Annotated in this window: 19 protein-coding genes and 2 rRNA genes; 17 read left to right on the top strand and 4 right to left on the bottom strand. The window is 35.8% G+C overall.

Features of this window, described 5'->3' with window-relative positions:
- From D569_RS0116935 to yidC, 4 genes are all read left to right on the top strand, one after another.
- Positions 1 to 89 (top strand): 23S ribosomal RNA (locus D569_RS0116935); the annotation flags it as partial.
- Positions 90 to 160: 71 nt separating this feature from the next.
- Positions 161 to 277: ribosomal RNA gene (rrf, locus tag D569_RS0116930) — 5S ribosomal RNA — on the top strand.
- A gap of 190 nt (positions 278 to 467) precedes the next feature.
- Positions 468 to 851: a hypothetical protein gene (locus D569_RS0116925; RefSeq protein WP_018933622.1), complete on the top strand. Its 384-nt coding sequence runs from the start codon at positions 468 to 470 to the stop codon at positions 849 to 851.
- The gene (yidC, locus tag D569_RS23490) at positions 794 to 1,513 is read left to right on the top strand and encodes a membrane protein insertase YidC (RefSeq protein WP_018933621.1); all 720 of its coding nucleotides are present in this window, start codon (positions 794 to 796) and stop codon (positions 1,511 to 1,513) included. Before D569_RS0116925 ends, yidC begins: the two co-directional genes overlap by 58 nt.
- 191 nt (positions 1,514 to 1,704) lie before the next feature.
- On the opposite strand, the gene D569_RS0116915 is transcribed toward yidC, so the two are convergent.
- The gene (locus D569_RS0116915; protein WP_018933620.1) at positions 1,705 to 2,982 is read right to left on the bottom strand and encodes a BaiN/RdsA family NAD(P)/FAD-dependent oxidoreductase; all 1,278 of its coding nucleotides are present in this window, start codon (positions 2,980 to 2,982) and stop codon (positions 1,705 to 1,707) included.
- Positions 2,983 to 3,185: 203 nt separating this feature from the next.
- Here D569_RS0116915 and D569_RS0116910 point away from each other — a divergent pair, with 203 nt between their 5' ends.
- The gene (locus D569_RS0116910; protein ID WP_018933619.1) at positions 3,186 to 4,808 is read left to right on the top strand and encodes a putative polysaccharide biosynthesis protein; all 1,623 of its coding nucleotides are present in this window, start codon (positions 3,186 to 3,188) and stop codon (positions 4,806 to 4,808) included.
- Positions 4,809 to 4,824: 16 nt separating this feature from the next.
- Positions 4,825 to 5,526, top strand: coding sequence for a pseudouridine synthase (locus D569_RS0116905; protein ID WP_026287365.1), 702 nt, complete (start codon positions 4,825 to 4,827; stop codon positions 5,524 to 5,526).
- A gap of 50 nt (positions 5,527 to 5,576) precedes the next feature.
- Here the strand turns inward: D569_RS0116905 and D569_RS0116900 are convergent, their stop codons facing one another.
- The gene (locus D569_RS0116900) at positions 5,577 to 5,795 is read right to left on the bottom strand and encodes an HTH domain-containing protein (RefSeq protein ID WP_018933617.1); all 219 of its coding nucleotides are present in this window, start codon (positions 5,793 to 5,795) and stop codon (positions 5,577 to 5,579) included.
- Between the two features lie 141 nt (positions 5,796 to 5,936).
- On the opposite strand from D569_RS0116900, the gene D569_RS0116895 reads away from it, so the two are divergent.
- The 4 genes from D569_RS0116895 to D569_RS0116880 all read left to right on the top strand — a co-directional run bounded on the left by D569_RS0116895 (position 5,937) and on the right by D569_RS0116880 (position 9,384).
- Complete coding sequence (locus D569_RS0116895) at positions 5,937 to 6,950, top strand: potassium channel family protein (RefSeq protein WP_018933616.1); 1,014 nt, start codon at positions 5,937 to 5,939, stop codon at positions 6,948 to 6,950.
- Between the two features lie 4 nt (positions 6,951 to 6,954).
- Positions 6,955 to 7,503 (top strand): RNA 2',3'-cyclic phosphodiesterase, encoded by a 549-nt coding sequence (thpR, locus tag D569_RS0116890; RefSeq protein WP_018933615.1) that lies wholly within the window; start codon positions 6,955 to 6,957, stop codon positions 7,501 to 7,503.
- A gap of 10 nt (positions 7,504 to 7,513) precedes the next feature.
- Positions 7,514 to 8,440 carry an NERD domain-containing protein gene (locus D569_RS0116885; RefSeq protein WP_018933614.1) on the top strand — a complete coding sequence of 309 codons (927 nt, stop codon included), beginning with the start codon at positions 7,514 to 7,516 and terminating at the stop codon, positions 8,438 to 8,440.
- A 140-nt stretch (positions 8,441 to 8,580) separates the two neighbouring features.
- Positions 8,581 to 9,384, top strand: coding sequence for a phosphotransferase family protein (locus D569_RS0116880; RefSeq protein WP_018933613.1), 804 nt, complete (start codon positions 8,581 to 8,583; stop codon positions 9,382 to 9,384).
- Here the strand turns inward: D569_RS0116880 and D569_RS0116875 are convergent.
- A complete protein-coding gene (locus tag D569_RS0116875) occupies positions 9,365 to 9,649 on the bottom strand; it encodes a YtzH-like family protein (RefSeq protein WP_018933612.1) in 285 nt (94 codons plus the stop codon). The genes D569_RS0116880 and D569_RS0116875 overlap by 20 nt on opposite strands.
- Positions 9,650 to 9,924: 275 nt before the next feature.
- Here D569_RS0116875 and trmB point away from each other — a divergent pair, with 275 nt between their 5' ends.
- Complete coding sequence (gene trmB, locus D569_RS0116870) at positions 9,925 to 10,566, top strand: tRNA (guanosine(46)-N7)-methyltransferase TrmB (protein WP_018933611.1); 642 nt, start codon at positions 9,925 to 9,927, stop codon at positions 10,564 to 10,566.
- Between the two features lie 706 nt (positions 10,567 to 11,272).
- On the opposite strand, the gene D569_RS0116860 is transcribed toward trmB, so the two are convergent.
- A complete protein-coding gene (locus D569_RS0116860; RefSeq protein ID WP_018933609.1) occupies positions 11,273 to 11,611 on the bottom strand; it encodes a PepSY domain-containing protein in 339 nt (112 codons plus the stop codon).
- A gap of 178 nt (positions 11,612 to 11,789) precedes the next feature.
- Here D569_RS0116860 and D569_RS0116855 point away from each other — a divergent pair, with 178 nt between their 5' ends.
- The 6 genes from D569_RS0116855 (at position 11,790) to ytpR (ending at position 16,034) form a co-directional block, all read left to right on the top strand.
- Positions 11,790 to 12,851 (top strand): M42 family metallopeptidase, encoded by a 1,062-nt coding sequence (locus tag D569_RS0116855; protein ID WP_018933608.1) that lies wholly within the window; start codon positions 11,790 to 11,792, stop codon positions 12,849 to 12,851.
- A 12-nt stretch (positions 12,852 to 12,863) separates the two neighbouring features.
- Positions 12,864 to 13,373 (top strand): DUF84 family protein, encoded by a 510-nt coding sequence (locus D569_RS0116850; RefSeq protein ID WP_018933607.1) that lies wholly within the window; start codon positions 12,864 to 12,866, stop codon positions 13,371 to 13,373.
- Between the two features lie 88 nt (positions 13,374 to 13,461).
- A complete protein-coding gene (locus D569_RS0116845; RefSeq protein ID WP_018933606.1) occupies positions 13,462 to 13,992 on the top strand; it encodes a hypothetical protein in 531 nt (176 codons plus the stop codon).
- Between the two features lie 2 nt (positions 13,993 to 13,994).
- Positions 13,995 to 14,309 (top strand): thioredoxin family protein, encoded by a 315-nt coding sequence (locus D569_RS0116840; RefSeq protein ID WP_018933605.1) that lies wholly within the window; start codon positions 13,995 to 13,997, stop codon positions 14,307 to 14,309.
- 304 nt (positions 14,310 to 14,613) lie between these two features.
- Positions 14,614 to 15,417, top strand: coding sequence for a DUF1444 domain-containing protein (locus tag D569_RS0116835; RefSeq protein ID WP_018933604.1), 804 nt, complete (start codon positions 14,614 to 14,616; stop codon positions 15,415 to 15,417).
- A gap of 17 nt (positions 15,418 to 15,434) precedes the next feature.
- On the top strand, positions 15,435 to 16,034 hold the full coding sequence (gene ytpR / locus D569_RS0116830) for a YtpR family tRNA-binding protein (RefSeq protein ID WP_018933603.1): 600 nt from the start codon (positions 15,435 to 15,437) through the stop codon (positions 16,032 to 16,034).
- Positions 16,035 to 16,115 lie beyond the last annotated feature (81 nt).

Below are 16,115 nucleotides of genomic sequence, written 5' to 3'. Positions count from 1 at the left end.
CCTCAGAGACGATGAGGTAGATAGGTTCGAGGTGGAAGCATGGTGACATGTGCAGCTGACGAATACTAATCGATCGAGGACTTAACTATACGATTTGTTTGAACTTGTAATATAACTCTTATCTAGTTTTTAGGGTACATCCCTTAAATATTATACACAGTCTGGTGGCGATAGCGGAGAGGTCACACCTGTTCCCATGCCGAACACAGTAGTTAAGCTCTCCAGCGCCCATGGTAGTTGGGGCTCACGCCCCTGCAAGAGTAGGACGTTGCCAGGCAGTTGAAAAAGCTTTTTAGTCACACGACTAAAAAGCTTTTTCTTATATAGTAAAACTATCACTTCTTAAATGAAAAGGTGTAGTTAAATATAAAAAACGCAAACTGTCATAAATCATCCTTTGACTTTCATACTAAATTGTATCATTATAGAGTCAGACTTCCATTACTACTAAGAGGAGGTGAATACAGATGGTTTTAGAAATGATTGGTGAAGTGAATAGCGATTTGCATCCAATGTATATTTACTTAACCTTTTACATTGCGCTGATTTGTTCCTATGGGTTGATTCATATCCCGCACTACCAGCTTACAAGGTATGAAAAAATAATCAATAATAATAACTACTACTCGATTCAATTACAGTTACAGCAAAAAGCATTGATTATTGGGCAGTGGCTAGATATCCAGAGTTGGCTCACTAACAAAATGAGACGTAAAGAAAGTCCGGATGATGATGATGACAACCATTCCTTCTCGTGCGTTCAAGCTATTTCATTAAAACGAGGAGGACAAACATGCAATCTGTATTCACTTTCATTAAAAAATATCGTTTTATTGGACTGGCTGTATTAGCCGTAGTCCTTTTATCTGGCTGTCAAGCTGCGGCATCAGGTGAGCCAATCGACCCTGAAACTGCTGGTTTTTTTGATAAATATTTTGTTTTAACATTTTCGAACATCATTAAAGGGGTAGCTTCTGTATTAGGTGGTAGCTATGGATTTTCCATTATTGTTGTAACATTAATCGTGCGTTTAGCATTAATGCCACTTATGCTCAAGCAATCAAAGAATAGTTATCAAATGCGTGACAAGATGGCGGTTATAAAACCTGAAATGGAGTCCATTCAGGCAAAATATAAGGGGAAAAAAGACGCCGAATCACAAAAGAAAATGCAGCAGGAAACGATGGCATTATATCAGAAGCACAATTTTAATCCAATTGCATCAATAGGATGTCTGCCTCTGATTATTCAATTCCCAATTTTAATTGGTTTTTATTATGCGATTCGGACAACTCAAGAAATCGCAGAACATAGCTTTCTTTGGTTTAATCTTGGACAAAGCGACTTAATTATGCCTTTTGTTGCAGCAGCGATTTACTTCATTCAATTCCGTGTAACTCAAATTGGTATGGAACCAAATCAGAAGAAACAAATGGCTATCATGGGATTAATTTCCCCAGTCATGATTGGATTGGTCTCCTTCAATGCGCCAGCAGCATTACCACTTTATTGAGCAGTAGGTGGATTATTCTTAATAGTACAACAGTTACTTTCAAAGAAATTATATATGCCAGCATCAAGCGCAAACATAAGAGTAAATGCTAGTAACTAGCATTAAGTAAACTTGCCGGTTGGTGAGCGTTTTGATAATAAAAGGAAAAATCCAGACTATTCACTAAAAGTATAGTCTGGATTTTTTAATGATTAACTTAAGCTTTCCCATGCGGCATGCATACCTGCCACTCTACCGGTAACCATGGCTGAAGTGATATTATATCCACCTGTATAACCATGAATATCTAAAACTTCCCCACAAAAGTATAGGCCGTGCATTAATTTCGATTGCATGGTGCTAGGTACAATTTCTTTAATGGAGACACCTCCACCGGTAACAAAAGCTTTTTTTAATGGTAAACTTTCATGGACCTGAAAAGAGAAACCTTTAAGGTCGTTAAGGAATCCTTCTAGTTTTTCCCGGGAAATATTAGCACATTTAATTGTTGGTGAAATATCGTTTTGCTCTAATAAAAAATCTAAGTATCTTTCTGGAACCAACCCTTTAGCAACGTTTTTGAAAGTCCGTTTGGAATGTTGATCTATCATGGTTGAAAGTTCAGAGAGAAGCTCATGTGCAGGTTTGTCAGGAATGGCGTCTATTTGTACCTCAACTTGCTTTAGACCATTCATCAGCAACTTAACAATATATTGAGAGCATCTTAATACTGCAGGACCAGAAATTCCAAAATGCGTAAAAAGCATATCCATTTGATGTGTAATGACTTTCTTACCTTTTTCATCAAAAACCGATAATGCAATATCACGTAATGCCGTACCTTGTAATTTCTTGCTACGGATAAACTCTTCATTAGAAACGATCGGCACCTCTGTTGGATATATTGCTGTAATTGTATGTCCCGCCTTTTTCGCCCATGGATAAGCGTCACCAGTTGATCCCGTGTGGGGAACCGCCTTTCCTCCTGCAGCGATAACGACCGCCTTCGTTTCTATATTATCCTGATTATCTAATATAATTTGATGTGTACGTTCTCTGTAATCAATTGCTTTTACGACTGTATTTTTCTTTACAGTGACATGTAATTCATCCAATCGCTGTAGTAATGCTTCGACTACATCATTTGCTTTATTACTGACAGGGAACATTCTGCCGTGATCTTCTTCCTTCAACGCAACACCTAGCCCTTCAAAAAAATCAATAATGTCATAGTTATCAAATATAGAAAAAGCACTATAGAGAAAACGACCATTCCCAGGAATGTGTTTAATTACTTCATCAGCAGGTAATCGATTCGTTACGTTACATCTTCCTCCACCAGATATCGCTAGTTTCTTTCCTAGTTTATTTCCTTTATCAATTAATATGGTTTTGGCTCCCTGTTCAGCGGAAGCTATTGCTGCCATCAGTCCTGCTGGACCACCACCAATAATCGTTACATCCATCATTTTAACAATTCTTCCTTCCATTCATACCTCATTGTTGTAATAGCTTATAAAGTGCACACGGAAACTAAGTGTGATCAAAAGCTAACATTCTGATAAGTTTCGCTAAAGATTACTTTATCGTAGTTCGACGAGATTCACAAATTATCTGTCGAAATCAATAACAATCTGTGGGCTGCTATGTTAAAATATTAACGTTACATAATTTAATGAATAAAGGTGAAAGCATGTCAAGTTCAAATTTTTTACGTGGTACACTATTGCTCACGGGAGCAAGTTTTTTATCTAAATTTTTAGGGATGATTTATGTTATTCCTTTCGCCAATATGGTAGGAGAAACGGGAACAGCCTTATATTCATATGCTTATATCCCGTATACGATATTGTTAAGTATAGCAACGGTAGGCGTACCTTTAGCAGTTTCCAAATTTGTAGCAAAATATAATACATTAAATGACTATTATACAAGTATGAGAATGTTAAAAATAGGCAGTTTGTTAATGTTAATAACAGGCTTTTTTGCCTTTTTAATTATGTATTTTGGAGCAGATCTCATAGCAAGCTGGACAAAAGATGAAGACAGTAAAGGTGTAACTTTAGCGGAAGTGAAATCTGTTATTCAAATGGTTAGTTTCGCTTTAATAATTATTCCAAGTATGGCTATTATGAGAGGATTTTTTCAAGGAAACCAATCAATGGGTCCAACGGCAGTATCTCAAGTAATAGAGCAAATCATCAGAATCATGTTTTTACTTGTTTCTGTTTTTGTAGTTTTAGAAATTGTAGGAGGAACGAATGCAACTGCAATTGGTTTTGCAGCATTTTCTGCTTTTGTTGGTGGTATCGCATCTTGGGTTGTGCTAGCTTTTTACTGGAAAAAACGTAAAAAGTATCTGGACACAGCGATTGAAAATCAAAAAGAAAAAGTGACTATTCCTGTAAAAGATTTATTAAAGGAATTATTTCGCTATTCAGGTCCTTTTGTACTTGTTGGTATAGCTATTCCGATGTATCAACTGATTGACCAATTTACATTTGGTCATGCAATGACGGCAAGAGGTGATGGAGATATAGCAGATATTGCTTTCTCAGCATTTAATTTACAAGGACACAAATTAGTTATCATTCCTGTTACTATCGCGACAGGATTATCGCTTGCCTTAATACCTGAAATTACTAGTGCTTTTAATTCGAATAAGATGCAGAAATTAAATGCTCAAATCAACCAGGCTTTACAAATTATTATGTTTTTTGTACTTCCTGCTGTATTTGGATTAATTCTTCTTGCAGACCCGATCTATGGTGGTTTATTTGGTATGAAAAATCTTGACATAACGGGTGAAGTTTTTGCATGGTATGCACCAGTAGCGTTAACCTTTGCATTCTTTACGGTTACCTCATATATTCTACAAGGGGTCGAAAAGCAAAACTTTACCCTAATAAGCTTATCAGCTGGTATCCTTACGAAGATATTATTAAATTCAATATTCATTCAAATATTCGCAGCAAAAGGGGCTATCATTGTCACTTTAATTAGTACTTTCATTGCTGTCTTGCTTAACTTGTGGCAAATAAAAAAAGCGATCGGTTTTAATTACCGTAAATTTTATAAATTATCGCTGTTAATGCTGATTTTTACAAGTATAATGGTTATTGTGTTGTTAGTGGTAAAATATGTGTTTGGCTTGTTCTTAGATGTTCATGAAAATCGAATCCATGCTATATTAATGATGCTAATAGGTGTCATTGCTGGTGGTTCCGTTTATCTATATTTAGGTTATGCATCAACCTTATTTGAAAGAATTACAGGAAGAAAAATTGCTATTTTAGATCGATTAATCAGAAGATAGAAAGGAGGCAACTATTATTCGTTTAGATAAATTTTTAGCAAATATGGGTTACGGTAGCCGCAAAGATGTCAAAACAGTAGTGAAAAAGAAGCGAATAACTGTTAATGATCAAACGGTCCGTAAAGCAGATATCCAGATTGATCCGGACAAAGATCAAGTAAAGTGTGATGATAAAGTAATTCAGTATCAAGAATATATCTATTTAATGCTGCACAAACCAGCAGGATATCTGTCTGCAACCGAGGATCAAAGGCAAAAAACGGTTCTCGATCTGATAAAAAAACAGGATAAGGTATTATCTCCTTTTCCTGTTGGACGATTGGATAAAGATACAGAAGGCCTATTATTATTAACGAATGACGGGCAGTTGGCACACGAGCTACTTTCACCAAAAAAACATGTAGATAAAACCTATATTGCAAGGTTAGCGAAAACGATTACTGAAAAAGACATTAAACAATTCGCTGAAGGTGTTATGTTAGAAGATGGTTATGTCACTAAGCCAGCGAGATTAAAAGCTGTTGAAGATAAAATGGTAGAAATTACGATTAAAGAGGGGAAATTTCATCAAATCAAGCGAATGTTTGAAGCTGTTGACAATAGTGTGTTGTATTTGAAGCGATTGTCAATGGGAAGCTTGCAGTTAGATGAGAAACTCAAGATAGGAGAATATCGGGAGTTAACAACAGAAGAGGTGGACCAATTAAGTAGCAAATAAAATACCAGTATTAGACCAATACTGGTTAAGAATATATTCAATCAATTATATTAGGAGATTTTTACTTTTTTATTTGTGATTTTCCAACGTCCCCGATTTGGACTATTTACAAGCCCATTGTATGCTAGCAAATGTAAATCTCGTTGTACGGTGCGATCAGTAATGCCAAACTCTTCAGCTATTTGGCTCGTGGTGACCGGTCCATTCTCTCTAATAAATAGGTAGACAGCCTTCACACGAGTTAGCATGCGGGTGGTTGATTGACTCAAAAAATCACTCCTTCAAAGTTTTCAAGTTAAACCTTGTTAAAGTATATTCATGATGTACTTTCTATTTTACACTTTATTTCATGTATTTTCTACAGATAACTTTTAATTTACAGATAATTAAAAAAATCGAGGTGAATATTGATGCACATACTTAAACAATTGATGAAAAAAGTTATCCATATTCCCAATTACATGCTATTTATAACAAGTATTCTGTTAGTGTTACTTTCATCTATCTTAATTGTCTTCATTGAGAGAGACTCCTTCCCAACCATTTTTGATGGTTTCTGGTGGGTGATGACTACTGTTACAACAGTGGGATATGGTGATCTTTATCCAGAAACGGTTGGAGGTAGATTGTTGGCGTTATTTTTATATGTCTTTGGTATCGGGCTAATTGGTGTAGTGATAGGGAAAATAATAGATAGTCTGGCGATTTACCGTAAAAAAAGACAGGAAGGTGATATTATGTATAAAGGAAAAGGGCATTATATTATTATCGGATGGTCTCAAAAGGCGAAGTTTGCTATTAAGGAAATGCTTGCAACCCATCAGGATATAGATGTTATTATTATCGATCAATTAGAGAAAGCACCCATGTTAGACTCTAACATCTTTTACATAAAGGGAAATCCTTCTGAGAAGGAACCGTTAGAAAAAGCGAATTTAAAAGAAGCAAAATCGGTTTTGATCTTTGCGGATGATCAGATTACGGAAGGTCAATTAGCTGATGGTAAAACATTATTAATCGCTTCTACCATTGCAGAAATGGCTCCTGAAGTACACACAATTGTTGAGGTTATGGAAGAAAACCATATTAAGAATTTCAAATATTTGCAGATTGATGAATTCATCATATCCAATGAAACCATTTCGTCTTTATTTGTCCGCTCAGCATTTCGCAATGGTATGACGAATATTTTTGGTCAGTTACTCCGCAGAACACAGGGAGATGATTTATATTATGTACCTGTAAAATCCTCGTGGCATACATACAAAGATGCGTTTGATGATTTATTGAAACAAGGCGCAACACTTGTTGCAGATCGTGACCATTTAAATATCAACCGAATGCTGGATGAGACCATACCTGATAACGCTGAATTGTTTGTTATATGCGATCAACCAACATATCAAAAAATAATAAGAGGGTAATAAGATGAATACAACACGACATTATTTTATTGCGGTTGAAATTGATTATGAGATGAAAAAATGGCTTTATCAGATTCAACAAAGACTAAAGACTGACTTTCACTATAAAAACTGGGTTGACCAGAACGATTTTCATATCACTTTACATTTTTTCGGTGCAATCGATAGAACGAAATTAAATCGTATAGCGGATCAATTGCAACAGTTGGATAATCGAGCTTTTACAGTTAAAATTGATGGACTTTCTACCTTTGGATCCGTTAATAAGCCACGTGTATTGTGGGTAGGAGTTGAAAAACACTCTGCCTTAGTACAATTACATCATGATATAAAACAAATAGTCGGGAAGTATGTACAGATAGATAAACGATCCTTCACTCCCCATATAACACTTGCTAAAAAATGGGCAAGTGAACAACAATTACAGAATAAAACCGTTCTTAACCAACCGACTGGTGAAAAACAGCTACACATTAATAAAGTGGTTATATACGAAATCCACCCAGAAAAAAAGCAAAAATATCAAATTTGGCGGCAGTTTGAATTGAAATGAGGTGACACAAGTGGCTCAGTTAATTAAATTAGAAAATTACATTTCACGTTATCAACGAGATATTTTTCATTACCCGAGCCAATTTTCGCGGTTAAAGAAGGAAAACTGGGAGCGTTTAAAATATTTATGGGAAGATCAGAAGCAACTTAAATTAGAAGTCGAAAATGAAAAAGAGTTAAAAGAATCTAATTTTTCGAAATGGCGTTCTTTCTTCAATAGTCGGTCTGAAGCAGAAGATATTGATATGGAAGAAGATACAGATGACATCAATTTTTTACCTGCTTCTGAGGACGAGTTGAAACACTATTTCTTAGATACATTAATCCCATTTCAACTTAAATGGGCATCGACAACGATTAATGAAATGTCCTTCATAAATCGCTCATATTATCAGGATTTTTTATTGAAATACTTTTTACAACGCATACCTGATACGCACTTACTTATGTACTTTCCCATTTTCCAATTAAAAAATGGACCAATGGAAGGGGATATTGTATTGATTAGTCCCTTAGAAATTGAAATTATCACATTACTTGAAAAGCCAAAGAATCAGGTAATTATTCCAAATGATTCAAGGTTATGGTTTATAGAAGAAAACAATATACAAAGTAAATTTCTAAGTCCATTAATAAGTACGAAACGAACAGAAACGATTATTCAAAGCATCTTAAAGAAATACCAACTAGATTTTCCAATTAAAAAAGTAGTGTTATCTCGAACAAATGTGATGAATTACCAATTAGAGCCTTATCATACCAAATTCGTTGACCGAGATGATCATGAGGAATGGCTCAAACAAAAACAGCAATTATTTACACCATTAAAGCACCAGCAGCTAAAAGTTGCAGAAGTATTATTAAAACATTGTGAGTCGATTGCTGTAAAAAGACCGGAATGGGAACAAGATGAGCCGTCAGATACTCTTTCAAAATGACAAAAATAGATATATTTTTTGTCGAAAATTAAATTTTCTCTTGAAATTATACCTGATTTTGCGTTAATCTATTATTACTATTCCCTTTTTAAAGATAAAGAGGTTAAGAGACTATTAAGAGGAATTGAGGGTGACAAGCTGTGGAACATATTCTAGGTGAAGATTGGACGATTATCCCTGCTGGTGGATCAACCGGTGCGGCTTTTTATGCCCAATCAAATCAGAAAAAACTATTTTTAAAACGAAATTCATCTCCATTTTTGGCTGTATTATCTGCACAAGGTATTGTGCCAAAACTTGTTTGGACAAAGCGCCTTGAGAACGGTGATGTAGTGACAGCTCAACAATGGCTGGATGGTAAAGCCTTAAATATTGAAGAGATGCAGCACCCTAAAGTAGCAAAATTATTAAGTAAAATCCATCATTCCTCTGAATTATTAGATATGTTATTACGGATAGAAAAATCTACTATCCTACCAGATCAAATGTTAGTAAGAGTGAAACAATTCGTACAGGGTAACAAATTCGCACGGCATTCACTTACGATCTATAAGGCGATTAAGTACCTAGAAGAGCGGTTATTAGACGTTTATTATGATCAGCAAGTTGTCTGCCATTGTGATTTGAATCATCACAATTGGATGTTATCTAAAAATGGTGAATTATATTTAATTGATTGGGATAATGCGCGTGTCGGTGATCCAGCTATGGATATAGGGAGAATTCTTCAATCCTATATACCAAAGCAGGAATGGGACCAATGGCTTGAACATTATGGCATGGAGAATAGTCGATATTTAATGCAACGTATGCACTGGTATTTATTGGTTGAAGAAATAATTGGTTATGTATGGTCTGAAAATCGCCATAGAATAAAAGAAGCTGATACCCATTTAAATGAGTTGAATCAGCTTCTACATCAAATTAATGATTGGAATCTTTGATCACTTGTAACCATTGTTGAATATCTGTTTGGTGTTGATTGATATGATCATCTAAGTTATGAGAAATCGCACCAGAAGTCCCATAATGGTCGATCACATCTACTATTTGGGATAATTCGCTATTTTGAATCGATGGTTGTTGTTGAAGAGATCTGATTAATCTTGATATTTGTTCGCATTCTGAAGCACTGCCACAACATTCTTCAGCATGCAGACTTAAAAGATCATGCAGTAAATCTAGCTGGTTATTTACATTTAATGCCATAACTTATCTCCCACCTTTATGATTAGCATGTTCTAAAAAAGAAAATAGTATACAGAAATTCAAAGTAGAAGGCTTTTGCTAAATAATTGGCAAAAGCCAATTTAGTGTATGATTAAAGTGACAAATGGCAAAATGAAACATAAAAGATACTGTTGTATCTCGGTGCTAATCATCCGTTTGAGTAAATCAAAGAAGCTATGTTGGGATCACGACGTTTCGCTAATCATTAGTATTACCATTAATAGAAGACTTACTGTATAAAGGAGCTAAATTTCATGAGAGCAAGACATAAACCATGGGCAGATGATTACTTGAAAGAAAATAACGAGGTTGTCGAATTAAACCCCGCTGAATATAAAGGTAAATGGCGACAAGAGATTAGTGAAGGTAGGCCATTGCATCTAGAAATCGGTACAGGCAAAGGTCAATTTATTGAAGGAATGGCGGGACAATATCCGGATATTCATTTTATCGGGATCGAGGTTGTCAAAAGCATAATAGTGTCTGCGGTGGAAAAAGTGAAAGATACAGAGCGCGCAAATGTGACATTAATAAATGAAAATGCCCAGGACTTATCGGATTTATTTGAAGATAATGAAATAGATCAAATGTACCTTAACTTTTCGGATCCATGGCCCAAAAACAGACATGAAAAAAGAAGATTGACGTATCACACTTTTCTAGAGCAATATCAAAGAATTTTAAAACCGAATGGAGAATTAGTTTTAAAGACTGATAATAGGGGATTATTTGAATATTCTTTAGTAAGTTTTTCGCAATTTGGCTGTACATTGGAAGAAGTCACATTAGATTTACATCGGTTAGAGGACCCAACGAATGTGATGACTGAATATGAAGAAAAATTCTCAGCGAAAGGACAACCTATTTACCGCTGTAGAGTACAATTTCCAAAATAAAAATAGGCAGATCTACCGTCCACTATTCATTAATAGTAGATACAAACTGCGAAGTAATGAAAGTTCTGTTTGAAATAGCGTGGTAATTAGATGTGCGGTCACCTAAGAGGTAATTTTGAAATATATCGTGATGATAACTACCACTCCGGCTGCCCACTTCCCTTTCCGTGGGGTTTGCCCTTCAGCTAACTTTTTCGAGCCAAAACCGCTCGAAAAAGTGGATCTTCAGGTCAAACAGTTCCCACAGGAGTGGAAGTGAGTGGCCTTCGTTAAGATATGCTCCACAACACTAATCCGAAATCAACCAGTCGATTTCACCATCCTATGTAGCTTAGGGTACGACTATGCTAAAGGGGCATTAACAGCCGATTAGCACTGAATAAAACGGAAAAGTTTAGTTCCATGAGTTCATTTCTTTCTATAATCAGAGAACAAAAATAGCGTAGGCAGAATACGGAGACTCCTGTGGGACAGCGAGAGCTGAAGATCCACTTTGCAAAGTGGTCTTCTTTGCAAAGTTAGCTGAAGCCGAGCCCATGGAAAGCGCAGTATTCTGCCGAGCGGTGCCATGACACTTCCTTCAAGACAGATTGGGAGAAAGCAATTCCATGAAAAAGTTATTGCACAGTTTATGTTTATTGTAGGTCATTTTATCCTTTTCACCTAAAAAACCGAGCTTTTTGGCTCGGTTTTTTGCTAGGTAATATTAAGTATTAGTATGGATTTGCTCTGGATGTTGTGGAAAGATATCAATTACAGTTCCAGTGTATGCATCTACATAAAATTCATATGGTACATATTCACTATCGATATGCTTGGTAATGCCACCGTGATATACTTCGTATTCAAGACCATTTTTTTGTAATGGCTCCGACTTCATATAGATCCACGAACCACTAACTTCGCACTTCTTTTGAAAATAATCTTTTACGGCTTTCAATGCTTTTTCTGGTTTTATCCGTTGTTTTTCACTCTGTTGTTGTCTCAGAAAATATCCCAACATAAAAGCAAAGCCTGCAATAATAATCGTATTCTTCTTATTCATCGTTTCACTCCATCCATTTAATTAAGTTAAATGACGAAACATACATCTTCATCTTAAGGATAATAATAGAGAAAAAGCAAGTAAAAGGCTATGTAGGCTTTATTTTCTTTTAAATGTATAATGCTTTTCGTATAATAATTAATAATGATATAGTGTATGAAAGAAAGGATGACGATAAATGAATAACGAAACATTAGAGCTTTTCCGAACACTGACAGAACTTCCGGGTGCTCCAGGTAATGAGCATGCAGTTAGAAAGTTTATGAAACAAGAGTTAACGAAATATGCTGATGACATCATTCAAGACAGGCTAGGTGGGGTTTTTGGTGTAAAAAAAGGACAAGGTCCAAAAGTTCTTGTAGCAGGTCATATGGATGAAGTAGCATTTATGGTAACACAAATAACAGATAACGGTATGATTCGCTTTCAGCCATTAGGTGGCTGGTGGTCACAAGTGCTACTATCCCAACGAGTGGAAATACATACAGAAGATAAAAAAGTGATTGGAGTAGTTGGCTCCATTCCACCACATAACCTTACACAAGCTGAGCGTTCCAAGCCAATGCAACAGAAAAATATGCTGATTGATATTGGGGCAGATAATAAAGAAGACGCAGAGGAAATGGGGATAAAACCTGGTCAATCTATCATTCCTGTTTCTGAATTTACGCCAATGGCTAATGAGAAGAAAATTCTAGCGAAAGCTTGGGATAATCGTTATGGCTGTGGTTTAGCGATAGAATTGTTAAAGGAATTACAAGGTGAAACTGTAGCGAACCAACTCTATGCTGGTGCTACTGTTCAAGAAGAAGTAGGTCTTCGTGGCGCGAAAGTGGCGGCCAATATGATTAATCCGGATATTTTCTATGCATTAGATGCTTCACCTGCTAATGATATGTCAGGAGATGATAAAGAATTTGGTCAACTAGGCAAAGGGGCACTCTTGCGAATTTTTGACCGATCAATGATCACACACCATGGAGTAAGAGACTTTGTTTTAGATACAGCAGAAAGTAACAATATTCCATATCAATATTTTATTTCTCAAGGTGGAACAGACGCTGGCAGTGTTCATTTATCGAACCAAGGGGTCCCTTCAGCAGTTATTGGTATTTGCTCTCGCTATATTCATACACATGCATCCATTATTCACGTAGACGATTATCAAGCAGCCAAAGAATTGTTAATCAAACTGGTAAAACAAACAGACCAAAATACGGTAGATGCAATTTTAGGTTAATGGGTGTCACTCATGAACATTGTAGTAGGATCGCATAATAAAGCAAAAGTAAATGCAGTAAAGCGTATATTCACGGAAGCAGCTATTAAAAGTGCTGATGTTCCCTCGGGAGTAAACGCGCAACCCAAATCGGATATGGAGACAATGCAAGGGGCAATCAATAGAGCGAAGGCATGTAAGCAAATAGAAGATGATTGTTATGGTATCGGACTCGAAGGCGGGATTATGCAAATAGATAATCAATTGTTTTTATGTAATTGGGGTGTGCTAATTACACCACGTGATCATTTATACATGGCAAGTGGAGCAAGGATTCCCTTACCGGATGAAATTGCTCAACCTTTATTAAATGGACAAGAATTAGGCGATGTCATGAAAGAATGGACAAATATACATGATATTCGTCATCATCAAGGTGCGATTGGTATTTTTACGGATTCGCATGTATCACGTGAAGATATGTTTACACATGTAGTAAAGCTTCTGGCAGGACAAGTGCAATACCAACACAACAGTAAATAAATGGCATGAATTTTCTCTTGTGAAATAACGAAAAAATAGTATGATAGTAAAAGGGGGAAAATAGGACTAAAATATCAGGAGGATTTATATGAAAATGGAGAAATCTGGTTTGGTAGTTATTTCCTTATTAATCGTTTTTTTAATAGGAATGAGTTTATGGACGATCAAACCAACTGAGGAAGTCTTATCAGAAGCTGTTGAAGTAGCAGAGCAACAATTCCAACAAAGCGCAAAAGACCAAAATCAACAAGTAGATAACTTTTCATTATATGTACCAGAAGGATTTGAAGTAGAAGAACAAACCGCTAATAATTTGTTACTGACCAAAGAAGAACAAACATTTATTTTATTTTATAATGCATTAGAATCGCAAACGAGCAGGTTGAATTATGAAGCAGCAAAGGAAGAGCAAGACCACGAATGGTTAGTTTCCTTTGAAGACCAGGATCGTTTTGGTTATATTAATATAGTGGAACATGAAGAGGAATTTGAAGTACAATTAGGTGTTGGTGGTGTGAAAGTTACGACTATCAGTGCGAAAAGCGAACTAGAGCAAGATGTTAAAGATATGATGGATATCGCCAATTCTATAGCATATGAAGAGACAGGAGCATCGTAAATATGAGAACTTTACAATCAGAACAAGAATTTGAACAGTTACAAAACGAAGAAAAAGTAATCTTTCTATTTTCAGCCGACTGGTGTCCGGACTGTCGAGTTATTGAGCCGATTTTGCCTGAAATAGAAGAGAAATATCAGGATTATCTATTTGTATATGTCGATAGAGATCAATTTATTGATATTTGTGTGAACAATGATATTTTCGGAATTCCAAGCTTCTTAGCTTATGATCATGGAAAAGAATTAGATCGTTTTGTAAGTAAAGACAGAAAAACACAGGAAGAAATCGAAAATTTTATTGATAAATTAGCATAAGTCATCTGCAAAGAATCTATCCATTTAGGTAGATTCTTTTTGCTGTGATCAACATAAAATTGCGATAGAAAGGATACTTGTTTTATAATCATTATTAGTGATTTCCTAAGTCATATCGTCTACTTTCATAGCGATAATAACCTAAGTTGCCAATGCATAATGCAAATACCGCCCACTATACCTCCGTGGGAATTGTTTGGGCTGAAGATCCACTTTCTTATAGCAGATTGGTTATTTTTCATTTCTATAAAAAAGTGTTACAATACCATTTAGTGTTTTCTTCCGCAAAAGGAGGACGAAGATAATGAAAATGACTTCAATAAAAATGAAAAGAAAACTAGATGAATTATTCCAACGAGATGATTGGCGAGTCTCATTTAATCGAGATAAAGACGTTTATCGCGTTGTGTGGAAGGACACCAAACAAGGTGTTTCGATAAATATCCCTAATGTGATTGCAAAATATGAACGAAGGGGCGACGTAGCACTGGAAGAATTACAATTCCATGTGAGCGAGTCGCTCAAAATGATGCATGAGGAACACGAGCTTGAAGGACAGGAAAAGCAAATCTATCCTGTTATTCGTGCAACATCATTCCCAAAGAAAACGAAGGCAGGTACACCTTTAGTTTATTCAGAACATACGGCAGAGACGAATATCTACTATGCCTTAGATTTAGGGACAACGTATCAGTTAATTGATGAAAAGATGTTAGCAGAACAAGGCTGGTCATATGAAAGGTTAAAAGAAATATCCTTGTTTAATATTCGTTCTTTATCTGTTTCACCGAAAAAAGATACGGTGGCAGACAATGATTTTTATTTTATTGCAACACAGGATGGATATGATGCTAGCCGTATATTAAATGAGGCTTTCTTAGAAGAAATGAAAGCTAATGCACTTGGAGAGCTAGTTGTAGCTGTCCCTCATCAAGACGTATTGATTGTAGCAGATATCAAAAATGAAACAGGCTATGATATTATTGCGCAAATGACGATGAAATTCTTTGCTGAAGGACGAGTGCCGATTACTTCATTACCGTTCATCTATGAAGATAAGCATTTAGAACCAGTGTTCATCTTAGCAAAAAATAAACCAAAAGAATAAGAGAGGAATAAGAAGTGATGTTTGTTTACTATAATCAAAAAGGTATTGGTGATGTACTACTATTTCCCATTAAAAATAGTGAGAAAGTAACATTTGAATCGTTCGGAGATGTTGTCAAAATTATCGATGAAACGACAAATGAGCTTGTAGGATATAATATTTTCCGTGCTTCCAACTATTTCACTGATTTATCAGATGGCAAAATGAAATTAACGGAAGAACTGCTTGCAGAAATGAAAGAAGCATTTAAACAAAATAGTCTGACAGATTCACTAGATTTAGATTTATCACCTAAATTTGTTATCGGTTATGTCAGTGAGATCAAACCTCATGAAAATGCGGACAAATTGCGCGTCTGCCAAGTTGATGTAGGCAATGATCAGTTACAAATTGTCTGTGGAGCACCGAATGTGGACCAAGGGCAAAAAGTAGTTGTAGCAAAAGTAGGAGCTATTATGCCAAGCGGATTGGAAATTAAGCCGACTAAACTAAGAGGTGTAGATTCTCATGGTATGATATGTTCACAAAAAGAATTAGGTTTGCCGAACGCACCACAAGAAAAAGGCATCTATGTATTACCAGCTGATCAAGAAGTAGGTAATGAGTTTCAATTTTAGAACCTTTGTCTCCGGACAAGGGTTCTTTACATGTTATAACGTAATTTTTCAAAAAATATAACTATTACAAGGAGCCTTTTC

Source organism: Gracilibacillus lacisalsi DSM 19029 (genome assembly GCF_000377765.1).
GTDB lineage: Bacteria > Bacillota > Bacilli > Bacillales > Amphibacillaceae > Gracilibacillus > Gracilibacillus lacisalsi.
The sequence above is the reverse complement of the archived record's forward strand: the minus strand, read 5'-3'. Positions and strand labels throughout refer to the sequence as shown.